This window comes from Micromonospora sp. DT227 (genome assembly GCF_049841835.1).
Classification (GTDB): Bacteria; Actinomycetota; Actinomycetes; order Mycobacteriales; family Micromonosporaceae; genus Micromonospora.
Genome location: NZ_JBNCLA010000006.1, coordinates 391834 through 411765, shown reverse-complemented (window position 1 = coordinate 411765; position 19932 = coordinate 391834). Strand labels below are relative to the sequence as shown.

The following is a 19932-nucleotide window of genomic DNA, read 5'->3' as shown; positions in this document are numbered from 1 at the left end:
GGCAACCGACACCTGCCGGACAGTCGGCCGTCGACGCGAATTCAGGAAGCCATGATCTTCAATAGCCCCTGATCAGGGTGAACATTGTCGCCCATGGACGGTGGCCGGTCCGAGATGCGAGGATTGCCGCTCTACGCAATCGGTGCACATAGATTCAGCGTGGACGGGCGGCCGGGCCGGTCCCGGCGGCAGGCGTGGGCCGGGCGCGCTCCGGGTACGAGGACGCCATGAGAACGAGCACCACCGACCGCCCGGCCCGCACGGGCGTGATCGCGGTCGTGGCCCACCGGAAGAAGACCTTCGGCGGCGGCCTGGACGAGCTGCGCGCCCGCCTCGTCGGCGCCGGCGTCGGCCGGCTGCTCTGGTACGAGGTGCCGAAGAGCCGCAAGGCGCCGAAGCGGGTCCGCGCCGCCCTCGACGAGGGTGCGGAGCTGGTGCTGGTCTGGGGCGGCGACGGCATGGTGCAGCGCTGTGCCGACGCGCTGGCCGGCACCGACGTGCCGATGGGCATCCTGCCCGCCGGCACCGCCAACCTCTTCGCCGTCAACCTCGGCATCCCCGCCGACCTGCCCGAGGCGGTCCGGGTCGCGTTGCACGGCCCGCGCCGCCGGCTGGACCTCGGCCGGATCAACGGGGAGCACTTCGCGGTGATGGCCGGCGCCGGGTTCGACGGCGACCTGATCCGCGACGCGGACCGCCGGCTCAAGAGCCGGCTCGGCCGGGTCGCCTACGTCTGGACCGGGCTGCGGCACGTGCGCGGCGAGTGCGTGCGCACCCGCGTCCGGGTGGACGGCGCCGACTGGTTCGACGGCGAGGCGAGCTGCGTGCTGTTCGGCAACGTCGGCACCATCACCGGCGGCATCCCGGCCTTCGACGACGCCCGGCCCGACGACGGCGCGCTCGAGGTGGGCGTCGCCACCGCCAGCGGCGCCGTGGACTGGGCCCGCACGCTGGGGCGGATGGCCGCCGGGCGCTCCGACGAGTCGCCGTTCGTGCGGATCACCCGGGGTCGGAAGATCACCGTACGGTTCGCCGCGCCGAAGACGTACGAGCTGGACGGCGGCGCGCGGGGCACGGCGAAACGGCTGAAGGTCAAGGTGGTGCCGGGCGGGCTGACGGTCTGCTGCCCGGAGCCGGTGGACTGACCCGGCCGTCCTCGCCGGTGACCGCCCGAGGCAGGATGCCGGCATGCGTGACGACGTCCGCGACTACCTCGCCGACCTGGTCGAGCGTGCCCGCGGCGTGCTCGGCGACGACCTGACCGGCGCGTACGCGGCCGGTTCGGTCGGGCTGGGCGCCTACCAGCCGGGGCGTAGCGACGTGGACGTGGCGTTGCTGGTCGCCGGCCCCGTCCCGGCCGCCGCGAAGCGGGCGCTGGTGGACCGGCTGCGGCACGAGGCGCTGCCCTGCCCGGCGCGCGGCCTGGAGCTGGTCGTCTACCGGCGGGACGTGGCCGCCTCCGGCACGCCCGAGCCGGGCTTCGAGGTGGAGCTGAACACCGGCGCCGCGATGGCGTTCCGGGCCACGTTCGACCCGGCCGACCGGCCCGCCGCCGACGGGCGGTTCTGGTACGCGCTGGACCGCAGCATCCTGCGCCAGTCCGGCCTGGCCCTGCTCGGCGCGCCCGCCGCCGACGTCGTCGCCGACCCGTCCCCGGCGGCGCTGCGGGCGCTGCTGGTGGACGCGCTGCGCTGGTGGCTGGCGCGGCCCACACCGCCCGGCGACGGGCCGGCGCCGGGCGCCGAGGACGCGGTGCTCGGCGCCTGCCGCGCGCTGGTGCGCCACCGCGACGGGGTCTGGCTGGGCAAGGTCGACGCCGGCCTGCGGGTGGCCGCCACCGACCCGGACGCCGCGTTGATCCACCGGGCGGTCGCCGCCCGCCGCGGCGCCCCGCCCCCGACCGGCCCGGCCGCCCGCGCGTTCCAGCGCCGCGTCCTGTCCTGCCTCACCGCCGACGGCGACCCCCGACGATCATGAGGTTGGCGGCCGCCGCCGTCCGGATTGTCGCGGCCAACCTCATGATCGCCGCCCGACCGACCGGGGCGGACCGGGGACGGGATTAGGGTGGGGTCGGGAGGTTGGTGATCATGGGAGAGTTGAGCGCGTCGGTCCGGGCCGGGCTGGAGGCGGCGGTGCCCGGCGGGGTGAGCACCCGGGCCGCGGACCGGCTGCGGCTGGCCCACGACGCGTCGCACTACCTGCTGCACCCCGGTGCGGTGGCCACCCCGGCCGACGCCGGCCAGGTCGCCGCGCTGCTGACGCACAGCCGCCGCACCGGCACGCCGCTGACGTTCCGCTCCGGCGGCACCAGCCTCAGCGGCCAGGCGGTCACCGACCGGCTGCTCGTCGACGTCCGCCGGCACTTCCGCGACCTGACGGTGCTCGACGACGGGCGGCGGGTGCGGGTGCAGCCGGGCGTGGTGCTGCGGCAGGTCAACGCGCGGCTCGCGCCGCACGGTCGCCGGCTCGGCCCGGACCCGGCCAGCGAGTCCGCCTGCACGGTCGGCGGCGTGGTCGCCAACAACTCCAGCGGCATGACCTGCGGCACCGAGGCCAACACCTACCGCACGCTGGAGTCGCTGGTGCTGGTGCTGCCCAGCGGCACCGTGCTGGACACCGGCGCCCCGGACGCCGACGCCCGGTTGCGCGCCGCCGAGCCGGCGCTGCACGCCGGCCTGCTCCGGCTGCGCGACCGGGTCCGCGGCAACCCCGACTCGGTGCGCCGGGTCCGCGCCCAGTTCGCCATGAAGAACACCATGGGGTACGGCGTCAACGCGTTCCTCGACCACGACGACGCGGCCGATCTCCTCACCCGGCTGGTGGTGGGCAGCGAGGGCACGCTCGCGTTCGTCGCGTCCGCGACGTTCCGCACCGTACCCGTGCACCGGCACGCCGCGACCGGCCTGCTGGTCTTCGACTCCCTCGACGCGGCGATGGCCGCCATGCCGGCGCTGGTGGCCGCCGGGCCGGCGGCGGTCGAGCTGCTCGACGCCGCCGCGCTGCGGGTGGCCCAGCGCGACCCGAAGGCGGACGCCGCGCTGCGCGCCCTGGCCGTGCGCGGGCACGCCGCGTTGCTGGTGGAGTGGCAGGAGTCCGCGCCGGACGCGCTGGCCGACCGGGTCGCCGCCGCCGGGCCGGTGCTGGCCGACCTGCCGCTGACCACCCCGGCCCGGCTCAGCGGCGAGCCCGCCGCCCGGGCCGCGCTGTGGCACATCCGCAAGGGGCTGTACGCGGCGGTGGCCGGCGCCCGCCCGTCCGGCACCACCGCGTTGTTGGAGGACATCGCGGTGCCGGTGGCGGCGCTCGCCGACACCTGCGCGGCGCTGGCCGACCTGTTCGGCCACCACCGCTACGCCGACAGCGTGATCTTCGGGCACGCCAAGGACGGCAACCTGCACTTCATGCTCAACGAGCGGTTCGCCGACGGCGCGGCCCCGGCCCGCTACGCCGACTTCACCGAGGAACTGGTCGACCTGGTGCTCGGCCACGGCGGCACGCTCAAGGCCGAGCACGGCACCGGCCGGGTGATGACCCCGTACGTGCGCCGACAGTTCGGCGACGAGCTGTACGACGTGATGCGGGAGCTGAAGACGCTCTGCGACCCGCACGGGGTGCTCAACCCGGGCGTGCTGCTCAGCGACGACCCGACGGTGCACCTGCGGCACCTGAAGACCGTGCCGACCGTCGAGGAGGAGGTGGACCGCTGCGTCGAGTGCGGCTACTGCGAGCCGGTCTGCCCCAGCCGCGACCTGACCACCACGCCCCGGCAGCGCATCGTGCTGCGCCGGGAGATCGCCGCCGCCGAGGCCGCCGGCGACGCCGCGCTGGCCCGGGAGCTGACCGACGCGTACGACTACGACGCGGTGCAGACGTGCGCCGTGGACGGCATGTGCGCCACCGCCTGCCCGGTGCTGATCAACACCGGTGACCTGGTCAAGCGACTGCGCGCCGAGGAGCAGGGCCGGGCGGCGCGGGCCGGCTGGCGGGGCGCCGCCCGACGCTGGGGCGCCACCACCCGGGGCATGGCCCGTGGGCTGGACCTGGCCGGCGCGCTGCCGCCGGCGCTGCCCGAGGCGGCCACCCGGGCGGCCCGCGCCGTGCTGGGCGCCGAGCGGGTGCCGCAGTGGCGGCGGGACCTGCCGCGCGGCGGCACGCCCCGCCGGCCGCACCCGGCCGACGAGCCGGACGCGGTCTTCGTCCCGTCCTGCCTCGGCACGCTGTTCGCCCCCGCCGAGGGCGGGACCGGCGTGGCCGACGCGCTGCGCACGCTCGCCGACCGGGCCGGCGTACGCCTGCTCGTGCCGGCCGGCGTCGGCGACCTGTGCTGCGGCACCCCCTGGTCGTCCAAGGGCCTCACCGACGGGTGGCGGTCGGTGCGGGACCGGGTGCCGGCGGTGCTGCGGGCGGCCAGCCGGGACGGCGCGTTGCCGGTGGTCAGTGACGCCGCCTCCTGCACCGAGGGCTTCGACCGGCTGCTCGCCGACGCCGGCGGGCTCCGCGTGGTCGACGCGGTGGAGTTCACGGCCACCACGCTGCTGCCACGGCTGACCGTGCGCCGCCGGCTCGGCTCGCTGGCGCTGCACCCGACCTGCTCGTCGGTGCGGCTGGGCCTGGACGACGCGGTGCTCACGGTGGCCCGGGCGGTCGCCGACGAGGTGGTGGTCCCGGAGGGCTGGCAGTGCTGCGGCTTCGCCGGCGACCGGGGGCTGCTGCACCCGGAGCTGACCGCGTCGGCGACCCGCGCCGAGGCCGCCGCCGTGACGGCCCGCCCGTTCGACGGGTACGCCTCGGTGAACCGCACCTGCGAGATCGGCCTGACGCGGGCCACCGGGCAGCCGTACCGGCACCTGCTGGAGCTGCTGGCCGAGGCGACCGTCGGATCCGGCGGGGCTGCCGGGCACGGCGATCGTGTCTAGGCTCGGGCGATGCATCGGTCCCGCCTGTACGCCCTGATCATCGACGCGCCGCAGGAGTCGGCCGGGGAGGTGAGCGCGTTCTGGTCCGCCGCGCTCGGCGCCGAGGTGCGCACCGACCCGTCGGAGCCCGAGTTCACCGACCTGGCCGACGTGGTGCCGGGCCTGGTCACCGCCGTGCAGGCGGTGGACGACACGCCCCGGCACCACCTCGACATCGAAACCGACGACGTGCCCGCCGAGGTCGAGCGGCTGCGCGGGCTGGGTGCCACCCCGGTCTCCCGCTGGCAGGACTGCCACGTGCTGCGCGCCCCCGGCGGTCACCTCGTCTGTGTCATCCCGGTGGCCAGCGACCCGGAGCGGTTCGAGGCCACCGCCAGCCGCTGGCCGTGACGGCCGGTGCCCCGACCCGTCGACGGGTCGGGGCACCGGTCCTCGGTCACCGGGAGTAGGGCAGGGTGATCGTCGAGCGGTCGCCGGTGCCGACCGTGGTGGGGTTGTTGCCGATGGCGTTCCACACCTCGACCTTCACCGTGCCGCCGGCCAGGTTGCCCAGCGCGCCGGTGGCCGACGCCAGGCCCTGGGTCTGGCGGTAACGCTCAAACCCGACGATCGGGTCGGTGGCGAAGTACCGGTAGGTCTCCACCCGGTCGAAGCTGCCGTCACCGGTCAGGTCGTACGAGACCCGGGCCTGGACGCCGTTGCCGACCGCGATGCCGGCGTCGACGCCCAGGTCGAAGGCGGTGGTCCCGCCGGTGTACGTGCCGGTCAGCCCGGTGGCGGTGAAGACCTGCGGGCTGGTCGGCGTCCCGTCGTGGTTGCCGTTCGCGGCGACGACGGTGACCGTGCCAGCCGGGCCGGCGGTGCCGTCCAGCCCGCCGCCGGCAGCCAGGTAGCGGGTCGGCTCCAGCGTCGGCGTCGAGGTGCTCGGGCTGGGGCTCGGGCTGGTCGGCGTCGGGCTGGCGGTGGTCGGCGTCGGGCTGGCGGTGGTCGGGGTGGGCGTCGGGGTGGTCGGGGTGGGCGTCGGCGTGCCGGTCGGCGGGGGACCGGTCGGTACGGTCACGCCGCCGGTGGCGTTGCCGCCGCTCCAGGTGTACGCCCCGGAGGTGGCGGTCTTCCCGGCCGGCACGGCGAGCCGGGTGCCGTCGGAGAACGTGACGGTCAGCGGCGCGGCGGTGATGTTCGACGCCACGTAGGTGCGTGCGGTGCCCTTGCGGAACACCTTGGCCAGCGGGTGGTTCGCGGTGACCGTGGTGTCCACGTTGCCGAGCGCGGCCAGGTTGCGGATCCAGTGGAACGTGTGCGCCTTGCTCTCGCCCTCCTCGCTGGCGAACGTGCTGTTGGCCCGGAAGTTGCGCAACGCCTCGTCGCCGTCGCCGAGCGCCAGGAACTCCCAGATGATGTCCTGCCACACCGTCGGCGGGCCGTTCTTGTTGGTGAGCAGCTCGGCGTAGTTGGCCTTGACGTAGTCCGGGTGGTCGCCCAGGTAGAGGTGCCCGCCGGTGATCGGCAGCATGTTGATGCCCTGGATCATCTCCGGCGCGGAGGAGAACCAGGTGGCGTACGCGCCGCCGTCGCCCCACACCATGCCGACGGTCTTGTGGCCGAAGCCGGCCGGGAAGTTCTCGTCGTGCACGTCGAACCAGTATTCCGAGATGGCCGCCGACTGCGTGGTCCACAGGTAGACGCCGGCGTCCCGGACGGCGGTGTTGCCGGTGGCCTGTCCCCACTGGATCAGGGCGTTGGCGAAGTTCATCCCCTCCGAGGAGGACTCCTGGTTGTTGCCGGCGAAGAACGGCGCCAGGCCGGAGGCCCAGTCGTGGCCGGCGTAGATGTCGAAGTCCCGCAGGTACGGGAAGCGCCCGTCGGCCCGGTCGTAGTTGTTGGCGTCGCGGATGAGCAGGTCGACCATGCCGCCGTAGCGGGTGTTGTCGGCCCAGCCGGGGTCGAACTTGGCCACCGTGGCCGCCGCGGCGACGAAGTAGCCGTAGTGGAAGTGGTGGTCGTTGAGGTCCTCGTCGGAGCCGTACGACGCGGGGTAGCCGATCAGCGTGCCCCAGTTGCGGTCGTAGTAGAAGAGCTGGCCGGTCTCGCCGGAGCCGGCGGTGAGCCAGTTGGTGAGCCGGGTCTTCATGGCCGCCACGGCTGCGTCGCGGACCGTGGTGAGCCCGAGCTGGTCGGCGATCTCGGCGATCCGGGCGGCCCGGCCGAGGCCCTTGCCGGCCCAGTAGGTGTCCTTGCCGCTGATCCCCTCCGGGTTGGCCAGCTCGGCGTTGAGGTAGTTGGTGACCGTGCTCAGGTCCGCGCCGGTGGCGTCGCCGACGGCCGGCACCTCGGGCAGCACACCGGTGAAGCGCATCGAGGTGGTGAACGACGGCACGCCGGCGAGCACCCGCATGGCGCCGCGGGGCGAGACGTACGTCGGGGTGATCGGCGTGGCGCCGGTGAGGCTGCGCCACTGGTGCGGGTAGAGCGCCACCACCGTCTTCGTCTCGGTGCCCTCGCGGGGCGTGGTGGTGAACGCGTAGGTGGTGCGCACCGAGCCGGTCGCCGGGTCGTAGGCGTAGCTCATCCGGGTGCCGGTGACGTGCGCGTGGGCGTACCGGCCGTAGGTGTCGGCCAGGGCGGCCTTGTCCGCGCCGCCGGGCAGCACTGCCACCGAGAAGTAGCCCTTGCCGGCCAGCGTGGAGCTGATGCCGGCGCCGTTGACGGTCCAGGTCGACCCGGTCGGCCCGTACGCGACGTAGTCGTGGCCGTTGACGGTGAAGCCGATGGTGGCGCCGGAGTTGCGCCACACGGTCGGCGTCGCGGTGGCGGTGAGCTGCGCGGCGCCGCCGCCGGTCACGGTGTAGTAGCTGAACGGCAGGCCGTGTCCGATGGTGGCCCGCATGCTGCGGTTGCCGTCGCTCCAGTCGGCGGTGACGGTCCAGTCGGTCCAGTCGGCGGCCTTGACCACCGGCGCGGCCAGCCCGGCCACCCCGACGCGGACGTCCTCGGTGTACGGGTAGTGGTACTCGCCGACCCCGGTCGCGGTGCCGCTGATCGCCGGCGTGGTGGTGTAGGACAAGCCGAGCCCGTTGTTCTCGGCCTTGAACGCCAGCGGGTGGGCCTGGAGGTTCTCGCTGGTCCCGCAGTTGTTGCGCTTCCAGATCAGCGAGGACCACCAGTCGTTGGTGGGGATCGCGCCGGCCGGCGCGTCGGCGGTGGCGAAGATGCGGGGGTTGGTGCTGATCGTGCCGCAGCCCTTGGGCAGCACGGCCCCGGGCGGCAGCGTCTCGGTGTAGCTGCCCGCGCCGACGGTGCCGGCGGTGGCGGTGCCGCCACCGCCGACCACGACGCCGAGCAGGCCGGCAGCCAGCAGGGACGCGGCGGCGAGGGCGACGGCCCGGCGGCGCCGGGGAGTGGACGGGGGAGGGGTCGGCGGCGGTGCGGCGCCGGGGGAGACGTCCCGCAGGGGGAGTGTCATGGAGGTCCCCTTCAGAGGAGAAGGTGGTGTCCGGATGGTGGTCTGACGGTTTGAGAGAGCGCTCTCTTGAGAAGCGAGGTTAGGTTCCGGTTACGCGTCCGTCAATGTTTTGTTGCCCAAGAGAGCGCTCTCCCACCTCCGCTCACGCCCCACCCACACCCCCGCGAGCGCCCCCTTTTTCACGGAAAGAGTGGCTATCCGGGCCCGGATAGCCACTCTTTCCGTGAATGTGAGTGAGGGCGGAGGTGGGGTGGGTGGTGGGATGGGTCAGGCGGCGGGGGCCAGGCGCTGAGGGGCCTCCTTGGGTGACGCGCCGGTCGCGGACGACCCGGGCCAGGCGGCGCTCAGCCCCGCCTGCGCGGTGTCCCAGGCGGCGCACGGCCAAGCGGCGCCGGCGCAGCTCGGGCTGGCGCACGCCCGCTCCGCGTCCGGCTGGTGCGCGTCGGCCACCGCGGCGGACAGATCCCACAGCAGTGGGTCGGTCACCTCCGCCGGACGGGCAGCGGCGCGGTCGGTGCTGGATTCGGACATGGTCGATCCCCCCTGTGGTGAACGGCCCCCACCTGTTTCCGGAACCGGCCCCCGGCAAACCTGCGGATGATCGGGAAGGGGCATAGGCTGGCCGGCGTGGCGCGGTACTACGACCTGCATCCGGACAACCCCCAACCCCGGGTGATCCGGCAGGTGGTGGACCTGCTCCGGTCCGACGGCGTGATCGTCTACCCGACCGACTCCTGCTACGCGCTCGGCTGCCGGCTCGGCAACCGGGCCGGCGTGGAGCGGATCCGGGAGATCCGGCGGCTCGACGAGCGGCACCCGTTCACGCTGGTGTGCGCCGACTTCGCCCAGCTCGGTCAGTTCGTCAAGCTCAGCAACGCGGTCTTCCGGCAGGTCAAGTCCGTGATCCCGGGCAGTTACACGTTCCTGCTGCCGGCCACCTCGGAGGTGCCGCGCCGGTTGCAGGACCCGCGCCGGCGGGTGGTCGGCGCGCGGGTGCCGAAGCACACCGTCACCCAGGCGTTGCTCGCCGAGCTGGGCGAGCCGCTGCTCTCCAGCACCCTGCTGCTGCCCGGTGAGACGGAGCCGATGACCCAGGGCTGGGAGATCAAGGAACGCCTCGACCACCTGGTCGAGGCCGTGGTCGACGCCGGGGACTGCGGGCTCGAACCGACCACCGTGGTCGACCTGTCCGGCCCGGAGCCGGAGATCCTGCGCCGGGGCGCCGGCGACCCGTCCCGCTTCGAGTAGCGATCGGCCCGTTCCGCCGCACCGGGCCCACGAGGTGCGGCACGGTGGTTCCGGCGGACGGTGACGGGGGTACGGCGTGGACGCACTGGTGCTGATCGGCGTGCTCGGTGCCACCGTGCTCGTCGGCACCACCATCGGCGGCCGGTACAGCGTCGCGCCGCCGGTGCTGCTGATCGCCATGGGCGCGCTGCTCGGCCTGCTGCCCCCGTTCGAGAACGTGGTCCTCGAACCCGAGGTGGTGCTGGTGCTGTTCCTGCCGGCGATCCTCTACCGGGAGAGCCTGGTGATCAGCCTCCGGGAGATCCGGGCCAACCTCGCGGTGATCGTGCTGCTGGCCGTCGCGCTGGTGATCATCACGATGGTCGCGGTCGCGTACGTCACCCGGGCCCTCGGGGTGGAACCGGCCGCCGCCTGGGTGCTCGGCGCGGTCCTGGCGCCCACCGACGCCGCCGCCGTCGCCGGCCTGGCCAAGCGGATGCCGCGGGGCATCCTCACCACGCTGCGCGCGGAGAGCCTGGTCAACGACGGTACGGCGCTGGTGCTGTTCGCGGTGGCGGTGGGCGTGATCGCGGGCGGGAAGGTGCCCGGGGCGTTCTCGCTGACCGGGCAGTTCGTCGGCAAGTCGCTGGGTGGGGTGGCCGCCGGGCTGCTCGTCGGCGGGCTGGTCGTGCTGATCCGCAAACACGTCGACGACGCGATGCGCGAGGGCGGGCTGAGCATCATGACCCCGTTCGTCGCGTTCCTGCTCGCCGACGCGGTGCACGCCAGCGGCGTGCTCGCGGTGGTCGTCTCCGGCCTGCTGCTGTCGTGGGCGGGCCCCCGGGTGATCCGGGCCCGCTCCCGGGTCACCGCGTACGCGTTCTGGGACCTCTCCACCTTCATGATCAACGGCAGCCTGTTCGTGCTGCTGGGCATGCAGGTGCCGCGTTCGCTGCGCAGCATCACCAGCCACTCGCCGGTGGCGTCGTTCGGCATCGCGGTGGGGGTGGCGCTGGTCGTCGTGGTCACCCGGCTGGCCTGGGTGCACCTGTCGGTCTCGGCGCTGCAACGCGTGGACCGGCGGGAGTCGCGGCGGTCGCGCCACTTCGACGCCCGGATGCGTACCGCGGCGGGCTGGGCCGGGTTCCGGGGCGCGGTCTCGCTCGCGGCGGCGCTGGCCGTGCCGGTGGCCACGCACGACGGCACGCCGGTGCGCGAACGTGACCTGATCATCTTCGTCACCGTGGTGGTGATCGTGCTGATCATGGTGGTGCAGGGCACCACGCTGCCCGCGGTCGTGGGCTGGGCCGGGCTGACCGGTGACCGGGAGCGCGCGGACGAGATGCGGGTGGCCCGGATCCGGGCCACCGAGGCGGTGCTGGAGGCGCTGCCGGGAACCGCCGCGGAGCTGGGCGTCGCGCCGGACACCGTGGAGCGGCTCCGCGCCGGCTACCAGAACCACCTGGACGACGTCCGCAACCCGCGCGACGAGGCGACGGACCGGGAGCGGGAGCTGGCCCGGCGCCTCCAGTTGGAGATGCTGGACCGCAAGCGTCAGGCGGTGACCCGGCTGCGCAACACCAACCAGATCGACGAGGCGGTGCTGCGGGAACTCCAGGCGGCCACCGACATCGAGGAGTTGCGACTGCTCGGCCCCGAGCTGGAGGACTGAACGTCGCGTCGATGGCCAGCCCCGCCCCCGCCCGCGCCCGATTCACGGAAAGAGTGGCTATCCGGGCCCGGATAGCCACTCTTTCCGTGAAACAGGGGGAAAGCGGGAGAGGGGAGAGGGGAGAGGGATCAGCCGGCGGTGCAGCTCGCGGTGCCGGCGGGGGCGGTGCCCGTCCCCTGGAACCCGAACTCGGTGCTGCCGCCGGCGCCGACCTGGCGGTTGTAGTCGACGTTGCGGAACGTCACCGCACCGCTGGAGCCGCTGGCCTGCGCGCTCCACGCGTTGGTGACCGACGAGCCGGCGGGCAGCGTCACCGACACCGACCATCCGTTGAGCGGGCTTCCCCCGGCGGTGACCCGCACGGTGGTGACGAAGCCGCCCTGCCACTGGTTGGTGGTCAGCGTCGCGGTGCAGGCGCCGGCCGGCGGGGGCGTCGACGGCGGCTCCGACGTGGGCGGCGTGGTGGTGGGCGGCGTGCTGGTCGGCGGGGCGCTGGTCGGCGGGGCGCTGGTCGGCGGCGTGGTGCCACCGGCGTTCAGCGCGTTGAGCACCGACGTGTACGCCGCCTTCTTGTTGCCGTTGCCGTCGAACAGCAGCGGCGTGCCGCTGGCCCGCCACGAGTCGCTGTCGCGGATGCCCCAGACCGTGATGCCGTTGCAACGCGCCACGGCGAGGCAGTCCTTGACCACGTTGCCGTACGCGGTGGCCTGGGTGCTGCCGGAGCCCTCGATGTCCAGCTCGGTGATCTGCACGTCGACGCCGAGGTCGGCGAAGTTCTGCAACGTGGTGCGGTAGTTGCCCGGGTAGGGCGAGCCGCTGTTGAAGTGCGACTGGAAGCCGACGCAGTCGATCGGCACGCCCCGGGCCTTGAAGTCCTTGACCATGTTGTAGACGCCCTGCGTCTTGGCCCAGGTCCAGTTGTCGGTGTTGTAGTCGTTGTAGCAGAGCTTGGCGCCCGGGTCGGCGGCGCGGGCGGTGCGGAAGGCGACCTCGATCCAGTCGTTGCCGGTGCGTTGCAGGTTGGAGTCGCGCCGGCCGCCGTTACTGTCGTCGAACGCCTCGTTGACCACGTCCCAGGCGTAGATCTTGCCCTTGTAGTGCGTGGCGACCTGGGTGATGTGGTTGACCATGGCGTTGCGCAGCGCGGTGCCGGACAGGCTCTGCGCCCAGCCCGGCTGCTGCTGGTGCCAGGCCAGCGCGTGCCCGCGCACCCGCATGCCGTTGGCCTGGGCGTGCGCCACGATCCGGTCGGCGCTGGAGTAGTTGAACTGGTTCTGGGACGGCTCGGTGGCGTCCCACTTCATCTCGTTCTCCGGCGTGACCATGTTGAACTCGCGGTTCAGGATGCCGACGTACGTGCTGTCGGACAGCTTGAACGCGGCCACCGCGGTGCCGAAGTAGCGGCCCTGTTCCGCCGCCGACGCGCCGAGCGTCGTGCCGGCGCTGGCGCTGGTCGCCACCGCGATCGTCGCGGCCACGGCCGCGGCTCCGGCCACGATCGACACCACCGCGGCACGCGGGCGCGACCGGGCTGCCGCGCTTCCGCTGTCGCGGGCGAGCACCTTGTCCATGTGAAAGCCTTTCCTAGCGTGGGCGAATGGGAGGTCGCCCCGACCACCGCCCGTCACGGTGTCGGCTCGTGCGCGGCCGCCCGGAGGCCGCGCGGGATGGGGAGAGACTCCCCGCCACCGTGGGTCGATCGAAGCAGATCCCTGGCCGAAGAGCCTACCGGAACCGTTCCGAAAACTTAACGCCGTCGATACCCGAGTTTGCCCGGCGAGCCGGCGGCCGAGGGCGTGAAGATGCGGGTTGGGCGGTCGACCCGACCGGCGTGCCGGCTCCGGAAGTTTCGGCGCCGGGCGTGCCGAGACGGCCCTTTCGCGCCGCTGTCCGGCACCGGACGTCGGCCGGCGCTTGAACGCCGGCGGGTCGGGGTCGATGCTGAACGGAATCGACTTCCACCGATGGAAGGATTCTCCGGATGCGCCGACCGTCGCTCGTCGTCCTCGTCCTCACCGCCCTGCTGGCCGCCACCCCGGCCGCCGCCCGTGCCGCCGCGTCGACGCCGCCACCGGCGCCGGCGCCGCTCGCCGAGGCGCGCACCGTCGGCACCGCCTGGGGCCACGACCCGGCCACCGGCCGCCTGACCGTCACCGTCGACGACACGGTACGCGGGGCCGCGCTGGCCGCGGTGCGCCGCGCCGCCACCCGATCCGGCGCGGTGCTGCGGCACGAGCCCGGCCGGCTGCGCCCGCTCATCGCCGGCGGCCAGGCGATCTACAGCGGCGGCGGGCGCTGCTCGCTCGGCGTGAACGTCCGCAGCAGCAGCGCCTGGTACTTCGTCACCGCCGGACACTGCACCACGCTCGGCGCGACCTGGTACGCCGACAGCGCCCGCACCACGGTGCTGGGCAGCCGGACCGGCAGCAGCTTCCCCGGCAACGACTACGGCGTGGTCCGCTACACCGGCACGGTCACCCATCCCAGTGCCGTGTACACCTACCCGGGCCAGGTGACCATCTCCGCCGCCGGCAACGCGTACGTCGGGCAGACGGTCTGCCGCAGCGGCGCCACCACCGGCGTCCGCTGCGGCACGGTCACCGGGCTGAACGCGACAGTCAACTACGCCGAGGGCAGCGTCACCGGGCTGATCCGCACGAACATCTGCGCCGAGCCGGGGGACAGCGGTGGCCCGCTCTACGTGGCGGCGACCGGCACGGTGCTCGGGATCCTCTCCGGCGGCAGCGGCAACTGCACGACCGGCGGCACCAGCTACTACCAGCCGATCCTGGAGATCCTCGCGGCGTACGGCCTCAGCATCCCGTGACCGGCGCGGGCCGGGCGGGCGCCGACCGTCCGTCCGGCCCGGCCGGCGCCCGGGTCAGTCGTCGCCCGGCACGGCCATCTCGCCGAGGCGCGACCAGTCCTGCTGCGGCACTGTCGCGTTGACGACCCGCGGCGTCTCGACCAGGTGCGGCGGCAGCGTGCGCTGGGCCTCGCGGAAGTGGGCCGACTGCACGTGCGCGGCACCGGCCTCGTCGTCGCGGAACGCCTCGACCAGCACGTACTCGGTGGGGTCGGCCAGGCTGCGGGACCAGTCGAACCACAGGCAGCCGGGCTCGGCCCGGGTCGCCTCGGTGAAGTCGGCCGCGATCTGCGGCCAGCGGTCGGCGTCGGACGGCCGGACCCGGAACTTGGCGGTGATGAAGATCATGGGTCCAGGCTACCCAGGCCGGGCGCCCCGATCCCTGGTCACCGGCCCCCACAGCCCGCCCGCCCGGCCGCCGACGACGAGCGCGGTACGCCGCCCTTGGCCGCCGGGGCCGCCGGCCCGACGGAGGGCATCGGGCGCGTCTACCGATCGGTAGCCTGAACCGGTGACCGTCTACGCCCTCGCGCAGCTCACCGTCCACGACCGGGCACGCTACGACCGCTACGTCGCCGCCTTCCTCCCGGTGCTGGCCCGGCACGGCGGCCGGCTGCTCGCCGCCGACACCGCCCCCCGCGTGGTGGAGGGCGACTGGCCGCACGACAAGGTGGTGCTCATGTCCTTCGACAGCCGGGAGGACTTCGAGCGCTGGTCCGCCTCGCCGGAGTACCAGGCGATCTCCCGGGACCGGGAGGCGGCCACCGACGGGGTGGTCCTGCTGCTCGACGGGATCGGCCACGCCTGGCCCGCCTGACCGACGCCACCGGCCGGCCCCGGGCGGCCCGCCGGTGAGCTAGGGTTTACCGGTCCGTCGAGGATCGGAGTGGTCATGGCAGGTGACGACGACATCTCCGGGTGAGAGCCCCGGACGGCCGCCGACGCGCGCATCCCGCGCCGTCGCCGCGGCCCCCTTCGTCGTCCCCTTTCCACGCCGGCGCACCGCGCCCGCGGCCCTCCCTCCTGAGGTTGATCATGTCCGACGCCTACGTCGTCAGCTCCGCGCTCTCCTTCTCCTGGCCGGACGACACTCCGGTCCTCACCGACCTGACCTTCTCCGTGCCCGGCGGCCGTACCGGCCTGGTGGCGCCCAACGGCAGCGGCAAGACCACCCTGCTGCGGCTGATCGCCGGCGAGCTGCGCCCGACGGCCGGCGCGGTCACCGTCCGGGGCGTGCTCGGCTACCTGCCCCAGCACCTGCCGTTCGCCGTCGACCAGACCGTCGCCCAGGTCCTCGGCGTCGACCAGGCCGTCGCCGCGCTGCACGCCATCGAGGCCGGTGACGCCCGCGAGGAACACTTCACCGCCGTCGGCGACGACTGGGACGTCGAGGAGCGCACCCACGCCGAGCTGGACCGCCTCGGCCTCGGCGGGCTGGCCCTGGACCGCCGGCTGGGCACGCTCAGCGGCGGTCAGGTGATCTCCCTGGGGCTGGTCGGGCAACTGCTGCGGCGCCCGGACGTGCTGCTGCTCGACGAGCCGACGAACAACCTCGACGAGGCGGCCCGCGAGCGGTTGACGGCGGTGCTGCGCGGCTGGACCGGCTGCCTGCTGGTGGCCAGCCACGACCGGGCGCTGCTGGACGAGATGGACCGCATCGCCGCGTTGGCCCCCGACGAGCTCCGCTGGTACGGCGGCGACTTCACCGCGTACGAGCAGGCCGTGCGCGCCGAGCGCGAGGTGGTTCAGCGGCAGGTCCGCGGCGCCGAGCAGGACCTCAAGCGGCAGAAGCGCGAACTCCAGCAGGCCCGGGAACGCGCCGCCCGCCGCGCCGCCACGGCCGCCCGGAACCTGCCCGACGCCGGGCTGGCCCGGATCGTCGCCGGTGGCCTGAAGCGGGACGCCCAGGTCTCCGCCGGCCGGGCCGCCGAGACGCACGCCGCCCGCGTCGGCGACGCGCAGCACCGGCTGGACCAGGCCAGCCGGGCCGCCCGCCAGGACGACAAGATCGTGATCGACCTGCCCGACACCGCCGTGCCGGCCGGCCGGACCGTCTTCCACGGCGAGCGGCTGCGCGCCGAGTACGCCGGCCGTCAGGTGTTCGACGGCATCGACCTGACCGTCCGGGGGCCGGAGCGGATCGCGCTCACCGGCGCGAACGGCACCGGCAAGTCGACGCTGCTGCGCCTGGTCAGCGGCGACCAGCAGCCCGCCGCCGGCACCGCCACCCGGGTCGAGGGGCGGGTGGCGTACCTGTCGCAGCGGCTGGACCTGCTCGACCCGGCGCGTACCGTCGCGGAGAACCTGGCCGCCTTCGCGCCCGGCCTGGCCGACGCCGAGCGGATGAACCTGCTGGCCCGGTTCCTGTTCCGGGGCGACCGGGTGCACCTGCCGGTCCGCGTGCTCTCCGGCGGCGAGCTGCTGCGCGCCACCCTGGCCTGCGTGCTGAACGCCGAGCCGGCGCCGCAGTTGCTGCTGCTCGACGAGCCCACCAACAACCTCGACCTGGACAGCGTCGCCCAGTTGGCGGGTGCGCTCGGCGGCTACCGGGGCGCGCTGCTGGTGGTCAGCCACGACCCGCGGTTCCTGGCCGACCTCGGCGTGGACCGGTGGCTGCGGCTGGCCGACGGCGCCCTGACCGGGACCGGCGGCCCGGAAGGGTAGCCCGTCAACCTTCGGCGCGCAGGTAGGCGAGCACGGCCAGCACCCGGCGGTGGGTGTCCTGGTCCGGCGGCAGGTCCAGCTTGGCCAGGATGTTGCCGACGTGCTTGCCGACCGCCGCCTCGGTCACGTGCAGCCGGGCCGCGATCGCGCCGTTGGAGTGCCCCTCCGCGACCAGCCCCAGCACCTCCCGCTCGCGGCGGGAGAGCGCGTCGAGCGGGTCGCGGGGGCGGCGCAGCAGGTGCCGCACCACGTCCGGGTCGACCGCGGTGCCGCCGGCGGCCACCCGGCGCAGCGTGTCGGCGAACTCGGCGACGTCGGCCACCCGGTCCTTGAGCAGGTAGCCGACCCGCCGGCCGTCGCCGCTGTCCAGCAGCGCTGCCGCGTACCCGCTCTGCACGTGCTGGCTCAGCACCACCACCGCGAGATCCGGCCGCTCCGCGCGCAGCGTGACCGCCGCGCGCAGGCCGTCGTCCCGGTGCTCCGGCGGCATCCGGATGTCGGTCACCAGCAGCTCGGGCCGGTGCGTGCGGACGGCGTCGAGCAGCGCCGGGGCGGAACCGACCGCGGCGGCCACCGCGAACCCGAACCGGGTCAGCAGGCCGACCAGACCCTCCCGCAGCAGGACCTCGTCCTCGGCGAGGACGACCCGGATCACGGACGGCACGGCAGCTCCACCCGCACGAGGGTAGGCCCGCCCGCCGGGCTGGCCAGCAGCAACCTGCCGTCCACCGCGGCCACCCGGTCGGCGAGCCCGGTCAGGCCGGTGCCCCGCGCCGGGTCGGCGCCGCCCCGGCCGTCGTCCTCGACCTCCACCACCAGCAGGTGGCTGGTCCGGGTCAACCGCACCACGGCGCGCGTCGCGCGGGCGTGCCGGGCCACGTTGCCCAGCGCCTCGGAGACCACGTACCAGGCGGTGGTCTCGACCAGCTCCGGCACCGGGTGGGGCAGCTCCGCGCGCACGGTGACCGGGACCGTCGAGCGGGCCGCCAGGTCGCCGACCGCGCCGGCCAGCCCCAGATCGGTGAGCTGCGGCGGGCGGAGGCCCTGCACGATGCCGCGCAGCGTCACCATCAGCTCCTTGGCCTGCTCGTGCGCCAGGTCCAGCGGTCGCGCCGCCGGCGAGTCGTCCGGCACGTCGAGGCGGGCCAGCCCGAGCTGGAGCGTGAGGCTGGTCAACCGCGGCTGCGCGCCGTCGTGCACGTCCCGCTCGATGCGGCGGCGTTCCGCCTCGTACGCGCCCATCAGGCGGGCCCGGGACCGGGTCACCTCGCGCAGCGCGGTGGCGTCGGGCGCGTCGTCGAGCAGCCACCGGGCCACCGCCGCCTGCCCCGCGACCAGCAGGCCGGCGAGGTAGACCAGGGCCGGCACGGCGAGCACCCCGGCGACCGCGTACGGGACCGCCCCGGCCGGGGAGTCGACGGTGGCCCAGACCAGCACGATCCGGTCCTCGCCGCCGGCCAGCCACGGGCCGGCGACGAGCGCCGCGTCGAGCAGCACCAGCAGCGCGAACGTGCCGTACGCCACCGGCACGACGGTGCCCAGCCAGCCGGCGTACGCGACCTCCCGCCAGGCGGCGGCGCCGGTCCAACGGGCGGCCGGGCCACGCCGCCCCGGCGCGCGTACCGGCCGGCCGTCGACCAGGCCGAGCCGCCACCGCTCGACCGCCGCCACCGGCGCGCCGACCAGCGGGGCGACGGCGAGCCCGGCCAGCGACACCACTGTGAGCACGACCAGGACCGGGACGTCGACCGGCCGGCCCTGCCGCAGTGCGCTCACCACCAGCAGCAGCGGCGCGGCGAGCACGCCGGCCGCCACCGCCAGCACGCCGGCGACCGGCAGGGTGGTCACGGCGTACGCCAGGGCCCGCCACGGCCAGGCGGAGCGCAGGTATCGGCGCCGGCGCAACGCCCCGGCCAGGTACGACGGTCGGTCCTCGGTCATGGGCTGACGCTAGCCAGGCGGCGGCCGGCCGGCCCAGCCGTCCAGACCCCGGTTGTCGGGTGGGGCTGGCCCCACCCCGCCGGGCCGGGCACGTCGTACCCCGTCCCTATCCTGATCGGATGGAGCTGGCGTTCAGCGGCGAGGTGTGGTTCTGGCGCGGCCCGGCGCCCTACCACTTCGTCACCGTGCCCGACGAGCAGTGCGCGGCGTTGGCGACCGCCGCCGCCTCGGTCAGCTACGGCTGGGGCATGGTCCCGGTCGGCGTCCGGATCGGCGCCACCGACTGGCGGACGTCGCTGTGGCCCAAGGACGGCCGCTACGTGCTGCCGCTCAAGGTGGCGGTGCGTCGCGCGGAGCGGATCGAGCTGGGCGACCGGGTGGGCGTCCGGTTGACGGTGGACGGGTGAGCGCCGGCGACCTCGCCGCGGCGGGCCGGCTGCTGGCCGCCGCGACCCGGCCGGTGGTGTTCACCGGCGCCGGCATGTCGGCCGAGAGCGGCGTGCCGACGTTCCGGGACGCGCAGGTCGGCCTCTGGCAGCGCTTCGACCCGGCGCAGTTGGCCACCCCGGCCGCGTTCCACGCCGACCCGGCCCTGGTCTGGGGCTGGTACGAGGGCCGGCGGCACGGGGTGCGCCGTGCCGCGCCGAACCCGGGGCACCGGGCGGTGGCCGCGATCCAGGCCCGGCTGCCGGACACCGTGGTGGTCACGCAGAACGTCGACGACCTGCACGAGCGGGGCGGTGCCGTCGCCCCGGTCCGCCTGCACGGCAGCCTGTTCGCGCCCCGCTGCTCCGGGTGCGCCCGGCCGGCGCCGCTGCCCGACGACGCGGGGGAGCCGACCGGGCCGCTCGACCCGCCGGCCTGCGCCCACTGCGCCGCACCGGTCCGGCCCGGCGTGGTGTGGTTCGGTGAGGCGCTGCCCGAGGCGGCGTTGGCGGCGGCGGTCGAGGCGGCGTCCCGCTGCGACCTGCTGCTCACCGTCGGCACCTCGGCCCTGGTCCACCCCGCCGCGGAGATCCCGCTGGTGGCGGCCCGCCTCGGCGCGCCGGTCGTGCAGGTCAACCCGGTGCCGACGCCACTGGACGCGGTCTGCGCGGTCAACCTGCGGGGGCCGGCCGGCGAGGTGCTGCCGGCGCTGGTCCGGGCCGCCTGGCCCGACGCGCCCGCCGACTGAGCGAGCGTG

General features: G+C 74.8%; 17 protein-coding genes. 11 read left to right on the top strand and 6 right to left on the bottom strand.

The window, feature by feature from the left end:
* Positions 1–227: 227 nt before the first annotated feature.
* The 4 genes from ACLQ2W_RS22660 (at position 228) to ACLQ2W_RS22645 (ending at position 5306) form a co-directional block, all read left to right on the top strand.
* On the top strand, positions 228–1145 hold the full coding sequence (locus tag ACLQ2W_RS22660) for a diacylglycerol/lipid kinase family protein (protein WP_107158137.1): 918 nt from the start codon (positions 228–230) through the stop codon (positions 1143–1145).
* Positions 1146–1188: 43 nt separating this feature from the next.
* Positions 1189–1977 carry a nucleotidyltransferase domain-containing protein gene (locus tag ACLQ2W_RS22655; protein WP_425788394.1) on the top strand — a complete coding sequence of 263 codons (789 nt, stop codon included), beginning with the start codon at positions 1189–1191 and terminating at the stop codon, positions 1975–1977.
* Positions 1978–2087: 110 nt separating this feature from the next.
* A complete protein-coding gene (locus ACLQ2W_RS22650; RefSeq protein ID WP_425788392.1) occupies positions 2088–4916 on the top strand; it encodes an FAD-binding and (Fe-S)-binding domain-containing protein in 2829 nt (942 codons plus the stop codon).
* A 9-nt stretch (positions 4917–4925) separates the two neighbouring features.
* A complete protein-coding gene (locus ACLQ2W_RS22645) occupies positions 4926–5306 on the top strand; it encodes a VOC family protein (RefSeq protein WP_425788390.1) in 381 nt (126 codons plus the stop codon).
* A 46-nt stretch (positions 5307–5352) separates the two neighbouring features.
* On the opposite strand, the gene ACLQ2W_RS22640 is transcribed toward ACLQ2W_RS22645, so the two are convergent.
* Both ACLQ2W_RS22640 and ACLQ2W_RS22635 read right to left on the bottom strand, forming a co-directional pair.
* Positions 5353–8379 (bottom strand): glycosyl hydrolase, encoded by a 3027-nt coding sequence (locus ACLQ2W_RS22640; protein WP_425788388.1) that lies wholly within the window; start codon positions 8377–8379, stop codon positions 5353–5355.
* A gap of 267 nt (positions 8380–8646) precedes the next feature.
* Positions 8647–8910 carry a hypothetical protein gene (locus ACLQ2W_RS22635; RefSeq protein ID WP_425788386.1) on the bottom strand — a complete coding sequence of 88 codons (264 nt, stop codon included), beginning with the start codon at positions 8908–8910 and terminating at the stop codon, positions 8647–8649.
* A gap of 96 nt (positions 8911–9006) precedes the next feature.
* Between ACLQ2W_RS22635 and ACLQ2W_RS22630 the strand changes: the two genes are divergently transcribed.
* The gene (locus ACLQ2W_RS22630; protein WP_107158079.1) at positions 9007–9627 is read left to right on the top strand and encodes an L-threonylcarbamoyladenylate synthase; all 621 of its coding nucleotides are present in this window, start codon (positions 9007–9009) and stop codon (positions 9625–9627) included.
* A 76-nt stretch (positions 9628–9703) separates the two neighbouring features.
* Positions 9704–11278: a Na+/H+ antiporter gene (locus ACLQ2W_RS22625; protein WP_425788383.1), complete on the top strand. Its 1575-nt coding sequence runs from the start codon at positions 9704–9706 to the stop codon at positions 11276–11278.
* 128 nt (positions 11279–11406) lie between these two features.
* On the opposite strand, the gene ACLQ2W_RS22620 is transcribed toward ACLQ2W_RS22625, so the two are convergent.
* On the bottom strand, positions 11407–12849 hold the full coding sequence (locus tag ACLQ2W_RS22620; RefSeq protein ID WP_425788381.1) for an endo-1,4-beta-xylanase: 1443 nt from the start codon (positions 12847–12849) through the stop codon (positions 11407–11409).
* Between the two features lie 410 nt (positions 12850–13259).
* Here ACLQ2W_RS22620 and ACLQ2W_RS22615 point away from each other — a divergent pair, with 410 nt between their 5' ends.
* Entirely contained in the window at positions 13260–14105 is an 846-nt protein-coding gene (locus ACLQ2W_RS22615; protein ID WP_425788379.1) for a S1 family peptidase, read from the top strand.
* Positions 14106–14159: 54 nt separating this feature from the next.
* Here the strand turns inward: ACLQ2W_RS22615 and ACLQ2W_RS22610 are convergent, their stop codons facing one another.
* Positions 14160–14492, bottom strand: coding sequence for a putative quinol monooxygenase (locus tag ACLQ2W_RS22610; protein WP_405089570.1), 333 nt, complete (start codon positions 14490–14492; stop codon positions 14160–14162).
* A gap of 163 nt (positions 14493–14655) precedes the next feature.
* Here ACLQ2W_RS22610 and ACLQ2W_RS22605 point away from each other — a divergent pair, with 163 nt between their 5' ends.
* Together ACLQ2W_RS22605 and ACLQ2W_RS22600 are read left to right on the top strand one after the other, a co-directional pair.
* The gene (locus ACLQ2W_RS22605) at positions 14656–14961 is read left to right on the top strand and encodes a DUF1330 domain-containing protein (protein WP_107158075.1); all 306 of its coding nucleotides are present in this window, start codon (positions 14656–14658) and stop codon (positions 14959–14961) included.
* A gap of 218 nt (positions 14962–15179) precedes the next feature.
* A complete protein-coding gene (locus ACLQ2W_RS22600) occupies positions 15180–16808 on the top strand; it encodes an ABC-F family ATP-binding cassette domain-containing protein (RefSeq protein WP_425788377.1) in 1629 nt (542 codons plus the stop codon).
* 4 nt (positions 16809–16812) lie between these two features.
* On the opposite strand, the gene ACLQ2W_RS22595 is transcribed toward ACLQ2W_RS22600, so the two are convergent.
* Entirely contained in the window at positions 16813–17472 is a 660-nt protein-coding gene (locus ACLQ2W_RS22595; protein ID WP_405089568.1) for a response regulator transcription factor, read from the bottom strand.
* Entirely contained in the window at positions 17460–18749 is a 1290-nt protein-coding gene (locus tag ACLQ2W_RS22590; protein WP_425788374.1) for a histidine kinase, read from the bottom strand. The genes ACLQ2W_RS22595 and ACLQ2W_RS22590 overlap by 13 nt, the downstream gene beginning before the upstream one ends.
* Before the next feature lie 119 nt (positions 18750–18868).
* On the opposite strand from ACLQ2W_RS22590, the gene ACLQ2W_RS22585 reads away from it, so the two are divergent.
* Together ACLQ2W_RS22585 and ACLQ2W_RS22580 are read left to right on the top strand one after the other, a co-directional pair.
* On the top strand, positions 18869–19156 hold the full coding sequence (locus tag ACLQ2W_RS22585; protein ID WP_357306142.1) for a DUF1905 domain-containing protein: 288 nt from the start codon (positions 18869–18871) through the stop codon (positions 19154–19156).
* Entirely contained in the window at positions 19153–19923 is a 771-nt protein-coding gene (locus tag ACLQ2W_RS22580) for an SIR2 family NAD-dependent protein deacylase (protein ID WP_425788372.1), read from the top strand. Before ACLQ2W_RS22585 ends, ACLQ2W_RS22580 begins: the two co-directional genes overlap by 4 nt.
* Positions 19924–19932: the final 9 nt, after the last annotated feature.